Source organism: Mesorhizobium kowhaii, from assembly GCF_042431665.1.
In the GTDB taxonomy this organism is placed as follows: domain Bacteria; phylum Pseudomonadota; class Alphaproteobacteria; order Rhizobiales; family Rhizobiaceae; genus Mesorhizobium; species Mesorhizobium kowhaii.
The window spans coordinates 883,986-901,750 of sequence record NZ_JBHLYT010000053.1 but is presented as its reverse complement, the minus strand read 5'-3'; the positions used below and the strand labels follow the sequence as shown (position 1 = coordinate 901,750).

Sequence of the window (17,765 nt, the reverse complement as noted above, 5' to 3'; positions counted from 1 at the left end):
CGCACAATTTGGCGCAACGATCGGGAAGTGCTGATCTCCCACTGCATGGCGGTCGCGTGCCCAAATGGCTCGGTGATCGCATGACGCGCCTTGGCGCGGTGATGTGCGAGGCGATCATCCATCACTATGGTCGAACCGAATTGCTGCGCCGCCTGGCACACCCGTTCTGGTTCCAGTCTTTCGGCGCGGTCATGGGAATGGACTGGCATTCCTCCGGCATCACGACAAGCGTTGTCGGCGCCCTGAAACGTGGCCTGTCACCACTCTCCGGCGAACTCGGTATTCATGTCTGCGGCGGGCGTGGCGCGCACTCGCGCAAGACCCCGCACGAACTGGCATTGATCGGCGAGCGTGTCGGGTTCGACGGGACCGGCCTGGCCAACGCCAGTCGGCTGGTCGCCAAGGTCGATAGCGCCGCCGTCCAGGACGGCTTCGATCTGTACCTTCATGGCTTTATAGTCACCGACGATGGCGACTGGGTCGTGGTGCAACAAGGCATGAATGGCGACAGCATGGTTGCGCGTCGCTACCACTGGCTGTCCGAGGGGCTGACGAGCTTTGTCGACCAGCCGCATGCCGCGATCGAAGGCGCCAATCAGGGCGAGATCGTCAATCTGACCGACCGGCGCGCCGATGCTTCGCGTCACGGCCAGTTGGAGCTGCTGCGGGATCTGGGACCCGATCGCATCGTAAAAGAGTTTGCCTTGTTGGAGCCTGGCTCGCCACCCGCTCCCGCGCAGCCCCTGCTGCCGCATCTGATCATGCCAGCCCATCACGACGTCCGCGAAAGCGACGTCGTCATGCGCCGCCTGCACGGCAATATCGCTGCCGCCGTCGAACGCGGCCCTGCCGATTTCCCGGAGCTGCTCATGGTGCCCGGCGTCGGTGCCCGCACCGTGCGTGCACTGGCGATGGTGGCCGAGGTCATGCATGGAGCGCCATGCCGATTCTCGGATCCCGGCCGGTTCTCGCTGGCGCATGGCGGCAAGGACAGACACCCGTTCCCCGTGCCGCTGAAAGTCTATGACGAGACGATCGGCGTGCTGAAATCGGCCGTTCACAAGGCGAAGCTCGGCCGCACCGAGGAAATCGATGCATTGAGACGGCTGGACGACCAGTCACGCCAGGTCGAGCGCTATGTCACCGGTCCCAGCCTGAAGGAAATCGTGGCAGGGGAGTTCGATCAGTCGCACATGCTGGGCGGACGCAGTGTTTTTGGATGGGAGCCACCGCCGCAAGCGCAGCCGGTTAGAGCCGGCACCAAGGAATGAACTGAACCGAAGGCCCTATCCCTCGGCTTTGAAATTCTTTGCGAAGGCTCCAACAAGATGCCGGAGCCTTCGCGTTTACGGGATTTCAATAGAAGCGGATCCAGTAGGATTGGCGGAAACATCTCCGATGCCAGCGGCCTCGACGCCAATAGCGACGGCAAACCACTCGCCATCCACGCCGCCGCCTCCATCCACGCCGCCATCCACGCCGCCGCCTCCATCGATAGTACTGCACGGGTTCGACGCCATTCTGGATATCGGGACCCGGCTCCAGAAGTTCATCTGCCGGCTTGTCCAGCTCATCGAGAATGCCGTTCCCCGTACTAGGGATGCCAGCCACTGCTCTACCGGGGCGAGCTACGGTGACCACGGCCGCAGCGCCCGCCAATCCCAACAGTCCAGTCAGAAATAATCGCCGATCCATGCCAATCTCCATCGTTGATCAATGCGACAATGAGGAAATAGAGCGGTTGGTCGAGGCGCCTAGATGCCGAGCTAAATCTGTTCAAAACCAAAAATTGACTTTAGTCGGCGTGCGCGGTGGCCGGCCTCATCATTCATGGTCTGGGCGCTCCGCCAAGAATTTGCGAGCCCGGCGATGAAGGACACGAGTTCAACGCCGCGCACCAGGACGACGCCACCGAAATAGACTGCGTCGGGGGACGCTGCCTTCGCCGTGGTCAGCATGGCACGGAAATCGGTCGTGCCGACGGCCACGGCATCCGAGGAAACGATCTCGCCGCAGGCAGCCTTGAAGAAATCTCCGAACCACTTGGTGTTGGCCGCGCCGTAGTCTGTCGCGTCGGAGATGCTACTTCACGCCGATGCCGGCGGTCAGGCCGCCGTCGATCTTGTAGTCCGCGCCGGTGCAGAACCCGGCTTTCGCCGAGCACAGGAAGGCGATGAGTTCCGCCACCTCCTCCGGCTCGCCGATGCGCCCGATGGGGTGCGCCTCGCCGAAGCGCTTGTAGGCGGCCTCGACATCGGCATCCGTCCCGTTCTCGCCGCGTGCCGCCTTTTCCAGGATCGGGGTGCGGACCGAGCCCGGGCTGACCGAATTGACGCGGATACCGGAGCGCGCGTAGTCGAGCGCCAGCGAGCGCGTCAGCGTATGGATCGCCCCCTTGGTCGTCGCATAGGCGGCGACATTCTGCTGGCAAGCGTGACCCTGTACCGAGGCCACGTTGACGATGGCGCCGCCACCCCGCCGGATCATTTCCGGAATACCGAAATGCGCGGTCAGATAGATCGAGCCGACATTGACCGACATCGCCCTGTTCCAGGTCTCGAAGTCGGTGCTGACAGCGGTTCCGTATGGATGGACCGCCGCCGAATTGACGATGATATCGAGGCCGCCGAACCGTTCGACACCGGCGGCGACGGCATCGCGTACCTGATCCGGCACGGAGACGTCAGCGTCTATGACCAGCGCTCCGGCGCCGGAGCTTTCCAGTTCCGCTTTCATCGCCGCGTTGGCCGGGCGATCGATACCGCAGGCGATGATGGCGGCACCACCTGCCGCAAGGCGTCTGGCGGTTGCGAGGCCAATCCCGGTCGTGCCGGTCACCAATGCGACCTTGCCGTCGAAATCCTTCATTGGGGGAACTCCATCATTGGCTGTCGAAGGTGGCTCTTAGTTTGACACTCATTGCCGTCCAACAATAGGTTGCCGTCCTCTCGCAGAAGGAAGGCGGCAATGGAACAGTGCTGGCGCTGGTATGGACCGGACGACCCGGTGACTCTCGATCATGTCAGGCAGGCAGGCGCGACGGGCATCGTATCGGCCCTGCACGACATCTATGACGGGCGCGCCTGGCCGCTCGAGAACATTCTGGAGCGCAAGCGGATCATCGAAGCGGCAGGGCTGACCTGGTCGGTCGTCGAGAGCATTCCCGTCCACAACTCGATCAAGATCGGCACGGCGGAAAGGCTCCGCTATGTCGGCTGGTACAAGGACACGATCCGCGCGCTTGCCAGGGCCGGCATCGCGACGGTCTGCTACAATTTCATGCCCGTGGTCGACTGGACCCGCACGGATCTGGCCTACCGCCTGCCGACGACCGGTTATGCCCTGCGTTTCGATGCGATCGATTTCGCGGCCTACGACCTGTTCGTGCTGAAGCGCCGGAATGCCGAAGCCGGCTACAGTGCCGCCCGCATTGCCGAGGCGCAATCGCGACTGAGGGAATTGAGCGACGAGAAGATCGACAGGATCGAGCGCAACCTGATCGCCGGCCTGCCGGCGACCGAGCGCAGCTACGACCGGGACAGTTTTCGCGAGGCCTTGGCGGACTACGATTCGATCGGGCCGAAGGAATTGCGTGACAACTTGGCCTGGTTCCTGCGCGAGATCATTCCGGTGGCCGAGCAGGAGGGGGTGCGCATGTGCATCCATCCTGATGATCCGCCCTTCTCGCTCTATGGCCTGCCACGCATAGTATCGACCGCCGAGGATGCGCGCTTTATCCTCAACGCCGTTGACAGTCCGGCCAATGGCCTGACCTTCTGCACGGGCTCCTACGGGACACGCGCCGACAATGACATTGTCGCCATGGTCAAGGAATTCGCCGACCGCATCCATTTCGCCCATCTGCGCAACATCACCATCGAGGAGGACGGCTCGTTCTACGAAGCCGAGCATCTCGAGGGCGGCACCGACATGGCGCATGTCATCCTCGCCCTGATGCAGGAGGAGGCACGCCGCGGCAGGGAAGGCCGTGCCGACTGGCGCATTCCGATGCGCCCCGATCACGGCCATCTGCTCGCCGACGATATCGGCAAGACCAGGATCAATCCCGGCTACTCGCTGATCGGCCGGCTGAAAGGCCTCGCCGAACTGCGCGGCATCATGCGCGCCGTGGAGAAGTTCGGGCTGGCTTGAAGCCCTCAAGCGATCGCGCGATCGCATGCGTGACCAAGCGCTCTGTCGGTCCAAAGCCTTGGGCCGGCAATCTGGCTCTGTGGATCGGCCGCTCCAAAAATTGAAAAGACCTCTTGACTCAATGCCCTTGAATCTTCCTTATACGTATTAATGATACGTATAAGGAAATCGCCTTGAGGACCGGTCGAGCCACACAGAAAGACGTTGCGCGACTGGCTGGCGTGTCGCAAGCGAGCGTTTCCATGGTGATGAGCGGCGGCGGCTCACCGGCCATATCGTCCGAGACCTGGGAGCGGATAACCAACGCGGCGGCGCAGCTTGGCTACATGCCAAATCGCTTCGCGCAAGCGCTGAAGACCAATCGGACGATGACGATCGCCTGTGTCGTGCCCGACATCACCAACCCTTTCTATCCGGCGTTGATGCGCGGCATCCAGTCCGTGGCCGAGAAACTCGGCTACGACGTGATCGCGGTCAGCACCGACGGCTCCGCCGAGCGCGAGCAGCATTTTCTCGACTGGTCCCGGCAAGGACGGGTCGACGGTGTGATCGGCGTGTTCTTCACGCTGCGCGCCGGGGACTTCAAGCCGCTGGTCGATGCCGGCGTGCCGGTGGTACGCATCGAATCGAGCAAGAAACGCGGTGGCGACATCGCCATCGACGATATCTTCATCGACAGTTACGCCGCCGCCCTTGCGGTCACGCAGTTTCTCATTGGCCGCGGCCATCACCGCATCGCCATGGTCGCCGGTCGGGGTGGCCCTCAGGGCGTTAGGGTCGAGGGCTACCGTACTGCGCTCACCGAGGCCGGCGGCACGCCATATCTGGTTATCGACGAGGAATTCAGCGAGACCGGCGGCGCCCGGGCCACGGAGACGGTGCTGGCCAGCGGCTACGCACCGACGGCGATCTTCGCCGCCAATGACCTCATGGCCATAGGGGTGATGCAGGCGCTGCGGGATCGCGGCATCGCCATTCCCGGCGAGATCGCCGTCGCCGGCTTCGATGACATTTCGGCCGCACGGCTGGTCACGCCGTCGCTGACCACCGTCGCCCAGTTCCAGGGCGACATCGGGGTCAAGGCAGCACAGATCCTGATGGAAAGGCTGCGCGGCTCCAAGCCCGGCGCGGGCACCGCGCTCGAAATGCCCTTCAGCCTGATCCAACGCGGCTCAACCTGAAACAAGAAACGAGAAACATCGGAGGAGAAAACATGCAACGCCGTACACTGCTCAAGACCGGCCTCGGCCTCGCCGCCCTGCCGTTGCTCCCACGCTTCGCCTTTGCCGACGACAAGAAGCCGGTCGGCTTCTGGTACGAATCCGCCTCGCCGGAAAACCAGGACGAGCTCAAGACCCTGCTGGTCGACCCGTTCAACGCGGCGTATCCGCAAGACGATCTTTCGATCGACTTCCGCGGCTCCGATCTCGACAAGCAATTGCGCATCGCCATGCTCTCGGGCAGTGGCCCCGATGTCGTCTTTACCGCCGGTCCGAGCTATGTCGCTTCGATGGCGCAAGCGGGGCAGTTGCTGCCACTCGACGACTATGCCGCAAAGCTCGGCTGGAACGACCGGCTGTTGCCGCTGTTCATGGAATTGGGCAAGTATGAAGGCAAGCTCTATGCGCTGGCCAAGACCTATGAGACGCTCGGCCTGTTCTACAACAAGACGCTGTTCGACAAGAACGGCTGGAAGGCGCCAACCACCATCGCCGAGCTTGAGGCGCTTGCCGATGAGATGAAAGGCAAGGGCCTGGTCCCGTTCGGCTCCGGCAACGCCGACTGGCGGCCTGCCAACGAGCATCATGTCTCGATCGTGCTCAATTCGGTGGCCGGCCCCGAGAATGTCTACAAGGCGCTGACCGGCGCTATTCCGTGGACGGATCCTTCCATCCTGGCAGCCATCGATAAGCTCGATGAGTGGTGGCAGAAGGGCTATTTCGGCCCGAACTATTTCTCACTGACGCTCGAGCAGGCATTCGCTCAGGTGGCGACGGGCCAGGCCGGCATGGCGCCCTCCGGCACCTGGAGCTTCACCAACATCCCGACCTATTTTCCGACCAACAACGCCGAGGCGGCATTCGTTGGGTTTCCGAGCACCAGTGGCCCGCCGGTTTATGCGCTCGGCATCGGCTCGACACTCTCGATCAACGCGAAATCCGAGAATGCCGACGGTGCGGCGGCGGTGCTCGACTATATGTTCTCGGACAAGTTCTACAGCGCCATGAACTCGGTGTGGCAGGGCGAGTGGAACCTGCCTCTGAAGGATCTGTCGGCGGTGAAACTCTCCGACAAGGTGCTGCCGCTCTACACCGAGGCGATGAAGAACCTGTCGACGGCCGTCGGCGCCGGCCAGTACGGCTATACGACGTGGACCTTCCTGCCGCCGGCCACCGACACCTATCTCGTCAGCGGCATGGAGGAAGTCTGGCTGAAGAAGCTCACCTCGAAGGACTACCTCAAGAAACTCGACGACACGTTCAAGCAGGAAGAGGACGCCGGGAAGGTGCCGGCGATTCCGAAGCGGGTTTAGCCAGGTATAGGCAACCCGCGTACCATCTGAACGCAGCGACGGAGCGGCGCCAAACCGGCGCCCTCCCAACCCTTAGGGCAGTCGTCCATGCACCGGCTCTATCTCGTCCCGACGCTGATCATCAATTTTGTCATTGTCCTCGTTCCGGCATTGCTGACGGTCGCCCTGGCGTTCTGCAACTGGGACGGCATTTCGACGCCGACCTTCTCAGGACTGGACAATTTCCGGGCGCTGTTTGCCGACGGCGTCTTCTGGTCGGCGTTGACCAACAACATTATCTGGACCTGCATCTTCCTCGTCGTACCCATCGCCATGGGCCTGCTTGCAGCCTCGATGCTGCTGATCGTCAGGCGCGGCAGCAATTTCTTCCAGGTCGTCTATTTCCTGCCCGTCGTCATCGCCACCGTGATCACGGCGCGGGTCTGGCAAGGCATGATCTACAGCCCGGTCACCGGGCTCTTCGGCCTGCTGTCGCGCATGGGATTGCCGCTGGCCAATCCGCTGGCGCAGCCATCCACCGCGCTGTTCGGGGTCGCGACGGTCGACCTCTGGCATTGGTGGGGTTTTCTCTGCGTGATTTTCTTTGCGGCACTGCGGCAGGTGCCGCAGGAACACATCGAAGCGGCGCGCATCGAGGGCGCCAATTACGGGCAGATGATGCGCTACGTGCTGCTGCCCGCGATCCGGCCGACCATCATGCTGATGATGATCATGACGGTGATCTGGAGCTTCCTTGCCTTCGACTTCGTCTACATCCTGACCCAGGGCGGACCGGCGTTTTCGAGCGAGGTGCTGTCGACTCTTGCCTACCGGCACGCCTTCTACGACCTCAATGTCGGTCAGGCGGCCGCTGCGGCGCTGGTCATCAGCCTGTTTGGCCTCGTCGGCACGTTCTTCTATGTGCGTCTGCAGACGCAGGAGGGCGAGCAATGAGAATGGTCGAAAGCCGGGCCACGCTGACGATCTCCTACATCGTGCTCGGCATCGGTGCGTTCATCGCGCTGTTTCCGATCGCGTTGCTGGTGCTCAATTCGCTGAAGCCTGCGGCCCTGATCGTGCAGAGCCCGCTGGCGCTGCCAAACCCCATTCGTTGGGAGAATTTCGTCAACGCCTGGAACCACGCCAAGTTTTCGAAAACCTTTGTCAATTCGCTGCTGCTTTCAGGCACGACGATTGTTCTCGTCTGCTCGACGTCCTCGCTGTCAGCCTACGTGCTGGCGCGCAGGAAAATCGCATCGTGGAAAATCTGGACGTTCTATCTGCTGGCGACGACCACGGCGCCGATCCAGCTTTATATCTTCCCGCTCTATTTCGGCTTCGCCAAACTCGGGCTGATCAACAATGTCTTCGGCGTCGCGCTGATCTACACCGCCCTCTACAGCCCTTTTGCGGTGATGCTGTTGAGGACGTATTTCATCGCCGTGCCGAAGGAACTCGAGGAAGCCGCGCTGATCGATGGCGCCACGCACTGGCAGGTGTTTTCCAAGGTCATGCTGCCCATCGTCTCGCCGGGCATCCTGACGGTCGCGCTGATCATCGGGCTTAATTCCTGGAACGAATTCCTGATCGCGGCGACGTTCCTGCAGAAGGCGGACAAGGTCACTGCCGTGATCGGCTTCTACCTGCTCAGCGGGCAGTACAGTTCCGACTGGGGTGAGATCATGGCCGCCGCGCTGATCATCGTGGTGCCGGTGGTGGTGCTGTTCGTCGCCATGCAGAAGCGGTTCATCGAAGGCATGGCGGGCGGCTCGGTCAAGGGTTGACCTTTTTCGGGCTGAAATTTTTCGATTATCTGGAGCAGAACATGCAGATTCCAAACGACTATCTGGAACGGGTCTATGCCGGCGTGCTTGGCAAGCTGGTCGGTGTCTATCTCGGCCGGCCGTTCGAGGGTTGGACTTACCAGAAGATCATGAAGGAGCTCGGGCCGATCGACTATTACGTGCATGAGCGCCTGAACCAGCCGCTGGTGGTGACCGACGACGATGTCGCCGGCACCTTCACCTTCATCCGCGCGCTCGAGGACTACGGCATCTCGCCTGACTTGCCGGCCGAGGCGATCGGCAAGGCCTGGCTCAACTACATCGTTGAGGAGCGCTCTATCCTGTGGTGGGGCGGCTCAGGCAATTCGACCGAGCACACGGCGTGGCTCAATCTCAAGAAGGGCATTCCGGCGCCGCATTCGGGCTCCACCGCCACCAACGGCCTGACCGTCGCCGAGCAGATCGGCGCGCAGATATTCATCGATGGCTGGGCGATGGTGGCGCCGGGCCAGCCGGAGCTGGCGGCGAAGCTTGCCGAGCAGGCCGGCAAGGTTTCGCATGACGGAGAATCCGTCCATGCGGCCATGCTGTGGGCGGCAATGGAGGCCGAAGCCTTCGTGTCAGATGACATCGACCACCTCATCGATACCGGCCTGTCGCTCATCCCGCGCGACAGCCTGATCGCAAAACTCATTGCCGACATCCGCGGCTGGGTGAAAGAACATCCCGACTGGCACGACACACGCCAGAAGATCGAGGACAAATACGGCTACGACAAATATCCCGGCAACTGCCATGTCGTGCCGAACCACGCCTTGATGGTGATGGCCGTGCTCTATGCGCCCGACGATTTCCAGAAGGCGCAGATGATCGTCAACACCTCCGGCTGGGACACTGATTGCAACGCCGGCAATGTCGGCTGCCTGCTCGCCCTGATGCTCGGCCTCGACGGGATCGAGGCCGGCCCAGACTGGCGCGGACCGATCGCCGACCGCCTGCTGATCTCGTCGGCCGACGGCGGCAACTCGATCAACGACGCAGTGCGCACCGCTTACTACATCGCCAACCTCGGCATGGCGCTCGCCGGCGGAAATCCGCTCGATGCGCCGAAGGGCGGTGCGCAGTTTCACTTCTCGCTGTCAGGCAGCCAGCAAGGCTTCCGGCCGGTGGAGGGGCACGGCTCCGCCAGCGGCGTTCGCATCGGCAATGTCGAATTCGAAAACGCCCGGGCGCTGACCGTGAACTACGGGGCGCTGGGGCCGGGCCAGAGTGCCGCGGTCACGACGCCGACCTTCTCGCCGCGCGAGGTGCTGTCGATGCGCACCTACGATCTGATGGCGACGCCGCTGGTCTATCCGGGGCAAGTGGTCAAGGCACGCCTCGTCGCCGATCGTCACAACAAGGGCGCGGTGTCCGCCCAGTTGCGCATCCGTGCCTATGATGGCGATGATCGTCTGCGCGACATTGACGGCGATGCCGTCACCTTGAATGCAGGCGAGGACCGCGTGCTTTCGTGGCGCCTGCCGGATCTGGACGGCCAGCCGATCGCCGAGATCGGCATCGTGCTGACCAGCATCGGCAAGCGCGCCGACGGCCGTGTGCTGCTAGACTATCTGCGCTGGGACGGCGCGCCGGAACTCACGCTGCATCGCCCCGCCGGCGACTGCGATTTCTGGCGCATGGCCTGGGTCAATGGCGTCAGCTTCTTCTCCAAACGCTATCCACCGAGCTTCCGCATTTCGCAAAGCCGCGACGAGGGTATCGTCATTCACGGCACGCGACAGTGGACCGACTACAAGCTCTCGAGCGATATCGTCATTCACCTTGGCAATTACGGTGGCGTGTGCGCGCGGGTCCAGGGACTGCGGCGCTACTACGCCGTGCGCGCCACCCGCGATGGCAAGCTGCAGATCGTCCGCACAAGGGACGCCGACACGCTCGTTCTGGCGGAGACCAATTTCGATCTCGTCTTCGAAAAGACCATCCCGGTGACGCTGACCGTCAAGGGCAGTCGCATCAGCGCGCTTTTCGGCGGTGTGGTGCTTGAGGCGCAGGACACCAGCGCGGAGGCGTTCACCAATGGCGGCATCGGACTGCTGATCGCGGAAGGTGCTCTGTCCACCGACAAGGTGAATGTGAGCGGGACCTGAACGTCTCGCATCGACAATCTCAGGAAAGATCCCGATGGCTTCAGTCGAAATCGCCAACGTCCTCAAATCCTACGCCGGGCACGCAGTGCTCCACGGCGTCTCGGTCAAGATTCCGGACGGTCAGTTTGTCGTGCTGGTTGGTCCGTCGGGCTGCGGCAAGTCCACGCTGCTGCGCATGATCGCAGGACTGGAGGACATTTCGGGCGGAACGATCAGCATTGGTGACAGGGTGGTCAACGACCTGCCGCCGAAGCAACGTGACATCTCCATGGTGTTCCAGAATTATGCGCTCTATCCGCATATGACGGTCGCCGAAAACATGGCGTTCTCGATGACGCTTGCCAAGGCGCCGAAGGCTGAAAAGGCCGAGCGGGTGGCAAAGGCCGCGGAGATCCTCGGCCTGACGCCGCTGCTCGATCGCTATCCGCGCCAGCTGTCGGGCGGCCAGCGGCAGCGCGTCGCCATGGGGCGCTCGATCGTGCGCAACCCACAGGTCTTCCTGTTTGACGAACCGCTGTCGAACCTGGACGCCAAATTGCGCGTGGCAATGCGCGCCGAGATCAAGGCGCTGCATCAACGCCTGCGCACCACCACCGTCTATGTCACGCACGATCAGGTCGAAGCCATGACGATGGCCGACCAGATCGTTGTGTTGAACAACGGCCGGGTGGAGCAGATCGGCACGCCGCTCGATCTTTACGACCACCCGGTCAATCTGTTCGTCGCCACCTTCATCGGTTCGCCGTCGATGAACATCATCAACGGCACGGTCGCACGCGACAACGGCACGCCGGCGGTGCGGGCAGGCGACGGAACACTGTTGCCGGTCGCTTCAGCCTTCAGCGTGGCGGACGGAAAGAAGGTCCAATACGGGTTCCGGCCAGAGCATTTGAGTGTCTGCGCGCCGGGCGAGGGTATCGCGGCATTGGTTGGCGTGGTCGAGCCGATGGGCTCGGAGACCCAGGTTCATCTGACGATCGGTGGCGAACCGGCGGTCGCCGTGTTTCGCGAGAGGATCAGCGCCCGTCCTGGAGAAACGCTTTTTGTCGAACCCGAGGTTGCCAAGTTGAACCTGTTCGACGCGGAGAGCGGGCGAGCGCTGGTAAGCTGATTTGACGATGTCAGCGGATCTGCTTCAAAGTCGGTCCTGGATCGCGGAACGGGATGTGACATGGTGGATTCTGATCGGATCGACAAGCTGATCGCAGCGGTGCCCCCCGCCTTGGCGCTTCGCGCCGGGCTGGACCTTGGCATCTTCACCCGGCTCGGTGGCAGCGCGGTGACCGCTGACAGCCTTGGGGCCGCGCTCAAAGTCGAGCCCGATCGTCTGTCGCGGCTCCTCTACGCGCTCGCCAGCATCGGTCTCCTCGAAGTCAAGGATGGTCAATTTCGCAACGGAGCCGAAGCGTCGGCCTTCCTCGACGCGTCCAAGCCGACCTATCGCGGCGGCGATCATGCGCTCCTGCGCGAGCTCTGGGGAGCCGACCTGCTGACCGCAGAGTCGCTGCGACAGAACCGGCCGGCTGCGCTGCACGACTTTTCGGAAGCGGGGCCTGAGGCCGCGGCGGCCTTCAGCCGCATGCTCGCACCGGGCGGGGTGATTTTCGGCCGACATCTGGCCCGGGAGATGGACCTCTCGGCGATCGGTTCGGTGATCGACATCGGCGGGGGCCCCGGGACCATTCTCGTCGGACTTCGCGAGCGGCGGCCGCAGATTGCGGCGACGCTGATGGAACTCCCAACGGTCGCAGCGGTCGCGCCAGATATCCTGTCAGAATACGGCGCCGACGACGTGGTTGTCGAAGAGGGGGACATAACTGTCGCGCCATCGACAGGTCGGCACGATCTGGCGATCCTGAAGGCCGTCGTCCAGGTCCTTCCGCCGGATCAAGCGCGCAGTTCGATCCTGAACGCGGCGCGTTGCCTCACACCCGGAGGCGAGATCGCAATTGCGGGGTGGGGTGTCGTCGATGACGACCGCCTCGGCCCGTCTGAGGGTGTCTTTCTGAATCTCACCTTCTTGAACCTCTATCGCCACGGCGAATCGTACACTGAAGGTCAGTATCGCGCGTGGATGACCGAGGCTGGATTCCGGGATATCTCCAGGTCGCGCCTGACGGACGGCTGCACGTTGTTTCGTGCGCGCCTCACGGGCTGATCGTGGCTGAATGGTTGGTTTCGGACGCAAGGCTCCCCGAGGCGCCCCGACCCTATCCGGGCCGCCGATGGGCTCGGAGACCCAGGTTCATCTCACGATCCGTGGCGAACCGGCGGTCGCCATGTTTCGCGAGAAGATCAGCGCCCGTCCTTGGGAAACGCTTTTTGTCGAACCCGAGGTTGCCAAGTTGAACCTGTTCGACCCCGAGACCGGCCGATCTCTGGAGACGTGAGCAGCGATCGGGCGGGCTTCTCGTGTTGTACAAACACCTCCGATTTTAGAATATCCGTTGGGGATATTATTTGCCTCCTGGCCACAATATGCAGCGCTGGCTTTCTTCTATTCGGCCCAGATTGGAGTGTCCGTTGCTTTGATCGGCAGGCCCTGCGTGTCACCTTGGATGCACGATCCGTGCCCGGGATGCTTGCCAATGGTCGCTTCTACTTCTCCTAGGCAAGGGCGGGGAAAAGAAGGAACCTGACCATGCCCAGAATTGTCCCGGTGCTTGATCTGAGCCGTCTCGAACAAGGAGCGTCCGAGCATCGCACCTTTCTCCTGGACCTGCGCACGGCGGCCCGGGACGTCGGCTTCTTCTATCTCAGCGGCCACGGAATTTCGGCCTCGGAGACCGATGAAGTGCTCGATGCCTCGCGCCGGTTCTTCGCGTTGCCGGAGGCCGACAAGCTGGCGATCGAAATGGTCAAGTCCTCGCAGTTTCGCGGCTACACGCGCGCCGGCGGTGAGCTGACCAGGGGCGCCGCCGACTGGCGTGAGCAACTCGACATCGGCGTCGAGCGCCAGCCCATACCGCAAGGGCCGGGAATTGCGCCTTGGACACGGCTGCAAGGACCGAACCAATGGCCCTCGGCACTGCCCGACCTCAAGCCGGCGCTGCTGGCATGGCAGACCAGGGCTACGGCGGTGGCGATCCGGCTGCTGAAAGCCTTCGCGCTTTCGCTTGATCAGCCCGAGGACGCCTTCGACGCGATCTATAGGGACTCGCCCAACCATCGGATGAAGATCGTGCGTTATCCCGGGCGTCACGCGACGGATGGCGACCAGGGTGTCGGCGCACACAAGGATGGCGGCTTCCTGACCCTGCTGCTGCAGGACGACAACAAGGGGCTGCAGGTTGAATATGACGGCAGCTGGGTGAATGTGGACCCGATCCCCGGAACGCTGGTCGTCAACATTGGCGAACTGCTCGAACTGGCATCGAATGGCTATCTGCGCGCAACCGTTCACCGCGTCGTGACGCCGCCTGCCGGCGTCGAGCGGATTTCCGTTCCCTTCTTCTTCAGCGCGCGGCTGGATGCGACCATACCGCTGCTGAACTTGCCGGAGGAACTGGCGGCGGAGGCACGCGGACCGGCAAGCGATCCGGACAACCCATTGTTTCGCGATGTCGGCACCAATGTCCTGAAAAGTCGTCTGCGTTCACATCCCGACGTGGCGCGCCGCCACTATACCGATCTTCTCCAGACCGCAGCGGTGCGGCCGTGAAGCCTTATGCATGTCGCCCAAAAGTGGTCCCGGTTTTGGGAGAACGACATGCATAAAAACAAAAAATTAGCGCAATGCCGAACAGATTTTCGCCGTTTTGCCCGTTCTTTGGAACGTCATTCGTCGCCAAGCCGCTGAAATAAGCTCAAACAGGTAAAATCGTTCGGTGGTCTCCTCCCATTCCGCTGAGCGGTGTTCCCCTCTGAAGGTTTGAACCTTCTTTTGGCCGGGCCGCATTCGCGCCCGGCCATTTTTTGTGCTGTGGTCCAGGGCGGCGCAAAACGGAATGCTGCAAAAGCCGGGCGCGGCGCAACAGAATACCTTCCCGAGTTGGGCGGCCCGTCCGATCCTAGAGACCAGGATTCGAGCGATGGCGCTCGATAATATCGATCAGTCGGAACGACTTTCATGACACAGAAACAATTGCGGCTTGGCGCCTTCATGCGCCCCGTCAGCCTGCACACCGGCGCCTGGCGCTATCCGGGCGCCTATCCCGACGCCAATTTCAATTTCGCGCATCTGAAGCGCTTCGCCCAGACCCTGGAGGCGGCGAAGTTCGACGCCTTCTTCATGGCCGACCATCTGGCCGTTCTCAACATGCCGATCGAGGCGCTGCGGCGCAGCCATACGGTCACGTCGTTCGAGCCGTTCACGCTGCTGTCGGCGCTGGCCGCCGTCACCGATCATATCGGATTGGTCGCGACTGCATCGACGACGTTCGACGCGCCCTATCACATCGCGCGCCGCTTCGCCTCGCTGGACCATATCAGCGGCGGCCGCGCCGGCTGGAACATCGTCACCACATCCAACCCCGATGCGGCGCTGAACTTCGGCCTCGACGAGCATGTCGAGCATGACGAGCGCTACCGACGGGCGCGGGAATTCTACGACGTCGTCACTGGGCTGTGGGACAGCTTTGCCGACGATGCTTTTATCCGCGATGCCGAAAGCGGGCTCTATTTCGATCCGGCCAGGTTGCATGTGCTCGATCACAAGGGCGAGCACCTCTCGGTGCGCGGGCCGCTCAACATCGCCCGGCCGATTCAGGGCTGGCCGGTCATCGTCCAGGCCGGCGCGTCGGAGGCGGGGCGGCAACTGGCGGCGGAAACGGCGGAAGTGATTTTCGCCGCGCATGCCGATCTCGCGGCGGGCCAGCGTTTCTTTGCCGACGTCAAGGGTCGTGCGCAAAAGCTCGGCCGCTCGCGTGACGACATCAAGATCCTGCCCGGCGCCTTCGTCGTCGTCGGTGACAGCGTCGCGGACGCGCAGGAGAAGCGGGCCAAGCTCGACAGCCTCGTCTACTACGAGAGCGGCATTGCCTCGCTGTCGATCGCGATCGGGCATGACGCATCCGGTTTTGACCCTGACGCGCCGTTGCCCGAAATCCCCGAAACCAACGCCAGCAAAAGCGGCCGCGAGCGTGTCATCGAACTGGCGCGCAAGGAGAACCTGGTCGTCAGGCAGCTTGCACAGAGGCTGGGCGGCTATTCCGGCCTTGCTTTCGTCGGCACGCCTGAAACAATCGCCGACGAGATGGAGGAATGGCTGGTCACCGAGGGCTCAGACGGGTTCAACATCATGTTTCCCCATTTGCCTGCCGGGCTTGACGACTTTGTCGAGAAGGTCGTGCCTGAGTTGCAGCGGCGAGGCATCTTCAGGCGGCAATATGAGGGATCGACATTGCGCGAGAATCTTGGCCTGAAGCGGCCGCCCAACCGGTTTTTCGAGTAGAGCGTTCTTCGCAGCGAGGTCTCCAATGTCGACCCAGGCAAACACCCGTATCGTGCTCGCGGCGCGGCCACAAGGCCGGCCGAAGCCCGGCGATTTTCGCATTGAGACGGTTGAAATTGTCCAGCCGGGTGAGGGCGAACTGCTGCTGCAGATGCTCTATCTGTCGCTTGATCCGTATATGCGCGGGCGCATGAACGCCACCAAATCCTATGCCAAGCCGGTCGAGATCGACGCTGTGATGGAAGGCGGCACCGTTGCGCGCGTCGTCAGATCCCGCCACCCGGAGTTTGCTGAAGGCGATATCGTCCTGTCCCACTCCGGATGGCAGAGTTTCGCGCTGTCCGACGGTGTCGGGCTGCGCAAGCTCGACCCCGCGGCGGTGCCCGTGACGACGGCACTCGGCGTGCTCGGCATGCCGGGCTTCACCGCCTATGCCGGCTTGCTCACGATCGGACAGCCAAAGCCTGGAGAGACGGTCGTCGTGGCGGCGGCCAGCGGCGCGGTCGGATCAGCGGTTGGCCAGATCGCCCGCATCAAGGGCGCGCGTGCGGTCGGCATTGCTGGCGGCGCCCAAAAATGCGCTTTCGTGCGAGACGAACTCGGCTTCGATGCGGTCGTCGATCACCGGGCAGATGATTTTGCCGAGCAGTTGCAGGCGGCCTGCCCCGATGGCATCGACATCTATTTCGAAAACGTCGGCGGTCCTGTCTGGGATGCGGTGTTTCCATTGTTGAACGATTTTGCCCGCGTGCCGGTCTGTGGGCTGATCGCACAATACAACGTTATCGCGGATTCCGGCATCGACCGGTTGCCGACGCTGATGCAGCAAGTCCTCCGCCGCAGCCTGACGATCCGAGGGTTCATCCAGCGTGAATTTGTCGACCAGCGTCCGGCCTTCTACCGCGATATGGCCGACTGGATAGCATCCGGGCAGGTTCGATACCGGGAGGATATCGTCGATGGCATAGAGAACGCGCCGCAGGCCTTCCTTGGCCTTCTCGAGGGCAAGAATTTCGGCAAGCTCATCGTGCGGGTCGCCGGAATTCCTTGAGGGCGTTGCCCAGGAGGATGGGTTCCGCTCATTCCTTGGCCGGCACGGATACTTTAGCTCGACGCCCTCGAAAAAAGGCTTCCGTAATCGACCGCTTTCAACTGCTCAACGCCATCCAGCACCATGCTGCCCGCAACATAGACAATGACCGCAAGGCCGAGCCAGCCGATCCAGCGATATCTGGCCAGCAGCGCCGCCACCAGCGTCGAGGCGACCGCCATCAGGACCACCGACAGGATGAGACCGAAGACCAGCGCATCCATGTCGTCGCTGGCAGCACCCGCCACGGCGAGCACATTGTCGAGCGACATCGAAACGTCGGCGACGACGATCTGCAGGATCGCGGTGCGCAGCGCCTTGGCCGGTCGTTTCGCCGCAAGAGTAGCCGTGGAGGGATCGGCGTCTGCACCATCCCAGTCATCGGCATCGCCGGCGGATCGCAATTCCCCGAACATGTTCCAGCAGACCCAGAACAGCAGCAGGCCGCCGACAAGCATGATGCCCGGGATTTCCAGCAATTGCACCGCAACCACGGCAAAGACGATGCGGATGACAGAAGCTGCGGCGATGCCGGCGATGATCGCCTTCTGGCGCAGCGCCTCTGCCAGGCCGGCGGCGGCCATGCCGATCACCACGACATTGTCGCCTGACAGAACGAGATTGATGGTGATGACTTCCAGATAGGCGGTGATCGTCGCCTGGTCGATCCCAAAGGGCATCCGGT

The 17,765-nt window shown here is 62.5% G+C and carries 17 protein-coding genes; 13 read left to right on the top strand and 4 right to left on the bottom strand.

Translation table 11 applies throughout. The features are described from left to right. The first annotated feature begins 8 nt into the window (after window positions 1-8). Window positions 9-1,271, top strand: a complete 1,263-nt coding sequence (locus ACFFNA_RS31560) for a DUF763 domain-containing protein (protein WP_378923696.1) — start codon at window positions 9-11, stop codon at window positions 1,269-1,271. A 75-nt stretch (window positions 1,272-1,346) separates the two neighbouring features. On the opposite strand, the gene ACFFNA_RS31555 is transcribed toward ACFFNA_RS31560, so the two are convergent. The 3 genes from ACFFNA_RS31555 to ACFFNA_RS31545 all read right to left on the bottom strand — a co-directional run bounded on the left by ACFFNA_RS31555 (window position 1,347) and on the right by ACFFNA_RS31545 (window position 2,868). After that, window positions 1,347-1,574 (bottom strand): hypothetical protein, encoded by a 228-nt coding sequence (locus ACFFNA_RS31555; RefSeq protein WP_378923695.1) that lies wholly within the window; start codon window positions 1,572-1,574, stop codon window positions 1,347-1,349. Window positions 1,575-1,766: 192 nt separating this feature from the next. Continuing rightward, window positions 1,767-1,988: a hypothetical protein gene (locus ACFFNA_RS31550; RefSeq protein WP_378923694.1), complete on the bottom strand. Its 222-nt coding sequence runs from the start codon at window positions 1,986-1,988 to the stop codon at window positions 1,767-1,769. Window positions 1,989-2,082: 94 nt separating this feature from the next. Continuing rightward, window positions 2,083-2,868 carry an SDR family NAD(P)-dependent oxidoreductase gene (locus ACFFNA_RS31545; RefSeq protein ID WP_378923693.1) on the bottom strand — a complete coding sequence of 262 codons (786 nt, stop codon included), beginning with the start codon at window positions 2,866-2,868 and terminating at the stop codon, window positions 2,083-2,085. Between the two features lie 99 nt (window positions 2,869-2,967). On the opposite strand from ACFFNA_RS31545, the gene uxuA reads away from it, so the two are divergent. The 12 genes from uxuA (at window position 2,968) to curA (ending at window position 17,041) form a co-directional block, all read left to right on the top strand. Further along, window positions 2,968-4,152: a mannonate dehydratase gene (gene uxuA, locus ACFFNA_RS31540; RefSeq protein WP_378923692.1), complete on the top strand. Its 1,185-nt coding sequence runs from the start codon at window positions 2,968-2,970 to the stop codon at window positions 4,150-4,152. Between the two features lie 173 nt (window positions 4,153-4,325). After that, window positions 4,326-5,333, top strand: a complete 1,008-nt coding sequence (locus ACFFNA_RS31535; RefSeq protein ID WP_378923691.1) for a LacI family DNA-binding transcriptional regulator — start codon at window positions 4,326-4,328, stop codon at window positions 5,331-5,333. 32 nt (window positions 5,334-5,365) lie between these two features. Further along, window positions 5,366-6,685 (top strand): ABC transporter substrate-binding protein, encoded by a 1,320-nt coding sequence (locus ACFFNA_RS31530; protein WP_378923690.1) that lies wholly within the window; start codon window positions 5,366-5,368, stop codon window positions 6,683-6,685. An 87-nt stretch (window positions 6,686-6,772) separates the two neighbouring features. Further along, on the top strand, window positions 6,773-7,618 hold the full coding sequence (locus ACFFNA_RS31525) for a carbohydrate ABC transporter permease (RefSeq protein ID WP_378923689.1): 846 nt from the start codon (window positions 6,773-6,775) through the stop codon (window positions 7,616-7,618). Beyond that, the gene (locus tag ACFFNA_RS31520; protein WP_378923688.1) at window positions 7,615-8,448 is read left to right on the top strand and encodes a carbohydrate ABC transporter permease; all 834 of its coding nucleotides are present in this window, start codon (window positions 7,615-7,617) and stop codon (window positions 8,446-8,448) included. The genes ACFFNA_RS31525 and ACFFNA_RS31520 overlap by 4 nt, the downstream gene beginning before the upstream one ends. Window positions 8,449-8,489: 41 nt before the next feature. Continuing rightward, the gene (locus tag ACFFNA_RS31515; RefSeq protein ID WP_378923687.1) at window positions 8,490-10,598 is read left to right on the top strand and encodes an ADP-ribosylglycohydrolase family protein; all 2,109 of its coding nucleotides are present in this window, start codon (window positions 8,490-8,492) and stop codon (window positions 10,596-10,598) included. Between the two features lie 34 nt (window positions 10,599-10,632). Next, window positions 10,633-11,709: an ABC transporter ATP-binding protein gene (locus ACFFNA_RS31510; RefSeq protein WP_378923686.1), complete on the top strand. Its 1,077-nt coding sequence runs from the start codon at window positions 10,633-10,635 to the stop codon at window positions 11,707-11,709. Window positions 11,710-11,769: 60 nt separating this feature from the next. Further along, window positions 11,770-12,756 carry a methyltransferase gene (locus ACFFNA_RS31505; RefSeq protein ID WP_378923685.1) on the top strand — a complete coding sequence of 329 codons (987 nt, stop codon included), beginning with the start codon at window positions 11,770-11,772 and terminating at the stop codon, window positions 12,754-12,756. Window positions 12,757-12,823: 67 nt separating this feature from the next. Continuing rightward, window positions 12,824-12,988, top strand: a complete 165-nt coding sequence (locus ACFFNA_RS31500; protein WP_378923684.1) for a hypothetical protein — start codon at window positions 12,824-12,826, stop codon at window positions 12,986-12,988. Between the two features lie 251 nt (window positions 12,989-13,239). Further along, on the top strand, window positions 13,240-14,259 hold the full coding sequence (locus ACFFNA_RS31495; RefSeq protein ID WP_378923683.1) for an isopenicillin N synthase family dioxygenase: 1,020 nt from the start codon (window positions 13,240-13,242) through the stop codon (window positions 14,257-14,259). A 408-nt stretch (window positions 14,260-14,667) separates the two neighbouring features. Beyond that, the gene (locus ACFFNA_RS31490) at window positions 14,668-15,990 is read left to right on the top strand and encodes an LLM class flavin-dependent oxidoreductase (protein ID WP_378923682.1); all 1,323 of its coding nucleotides are present in this window, start codon (window positions 14,668-14,670) and stop codon (window positions 15,988-15,990) included. Between the two features lie 25 nt (window positions 15,991-16,015). Then, window positions 16,016-17,041, top strand: coding sequence for an NADPH-dependent curcumin/dihydrocurcumin reductase (gene curA, locus ACFFNA_RS31485; protein ID WP_378923681.1), 1,026 nt, complete (start codon window positions 16,016-16,018; stop codon window positions 17,039-17,041). A gap of 53 nt (window positions 17,042-17,094) precedes the next feature. Here the strand turns inward: curA and ACFFNA_RS31480 are convergent, their stop codons facing one another. After that, window positions 17,095-17,760 carry a YjbE family putative metal transport protein gene (locus ACFFNA_RS31480; RefSeq protein ID WP_378923680.1) on the bottom strand — a complete coding sequence of 222 codons (666 nt, stop codon included), beginning with the start codon at window positions 17,758-17,760 and terminating at the stop codon, window positions 17,095-17,097. Between the last annotated feature and the right edge of the window lie 5 nt (window positions 17,761-17,765).

Excerpts from the sequence above, each read along its gene's own strand:
- curA (WP_378923681.1), top strand. The coding sequence starts at position 16,016 with ATGTCGACCCAGGCAAACACCCGTATCGTGCTCGCGGCGCGGCCACAA.
- ACFFNA_RS31555 (WP_378923695.1), bottom strand. The coding sequence starts at position 1,574 with ATGAGCTGGACAAGCCGGCAGATGAACTTCTGGAGCCGGGTCCCGATA.
- ACFFNA_RS31500 (WP_378923684.1), top strand. The coding sequence starts at position 12,824 with ATGGGCTCGGAGACCCAGGTTCATCTCACGATCCGTGGCGAACCGGCG.
- ACFFNA_RS31520 (WP_378923688.1), top strand. The coding sequence starts at position 7,615 with ATGAGAATGGTCGAAAGCCGGGCCACGCTGACGATCTCCTACATCGTG.
- ACFFNA_RS31505 (WP_378923685.1), top strand. The coding sequence starts at position 11,770 with ATGGTGGATTCTGATCGGATCGACAAGCTGATCGCAGCGGTGCCCCCC.
- ACFFNA_RS31530 (WP_378923690.1), top strand. The coding sequence starts at position 5,366 with ATGCAACGCCGTACACTGCTCAAGACCGGCCTCGGCCTCGCCGCCCTG.
- uxuA (WP_378923692.1), top strand. The coding sequence starts at position 2,968 with ATGGAACAGTGCTGGCGCTGGTATGGACCGGACGACCCGGTGACTCTC.
- ACFFNA_RS31510 (WP_378923686.1), top strand. The coding sequence starts at position 10,633 with ATGGCTTCAGTCGAAATCGCCAACGTCCTCAAATCCTACGCCGGGCAC.
- ACFFNA_RS31490 (WP_378923682.1), top strand. The coding sequence starts at position 14,668 with ATGACACAGAAACAATTGCGGCTTGGCGCCTTCATGCGCCCCGTCAGC.
- ACFFNA_RS31480 (WP_378923680.1), bottom strand. The coding sequence starts at position 17,760 with ATGCCCTTTGGGATCGACCAGGCGACGATCACCGCCTATCTGGAAGTC.
- ACFFNA_RS31515 (WP_378923687.1), top strand. The coding sequence starts at position 8,490 with ATGCAGATTCCAAACGACTATCTGGAACGGGTCTATGCCGGCGTGCTT.
- ACFFNA_RS31545 (WP_378923693.1), bottom strand. The coding sequence starts at position 2,868 with ATGAAGGATTTCGACGGCAAGGTCGCATTGGTGACCGGCACGACCGGG.
- ACFFNA_RS31525 (WP_378923689.1), top strand. The coding sequence starts at position 6,773 with ATGCACCGGCTCTATCTCGTCCCGACGCTGATCATCAATTTTGTCATT.
- ACFFNA_RS31495 (WP_378923683.1), top strand. The coding sequence starts at position 13,240 with ATGCCCAGAATTGTCCCGGTGCTTGATCTGAGCCGTCTCGAACAAGGA.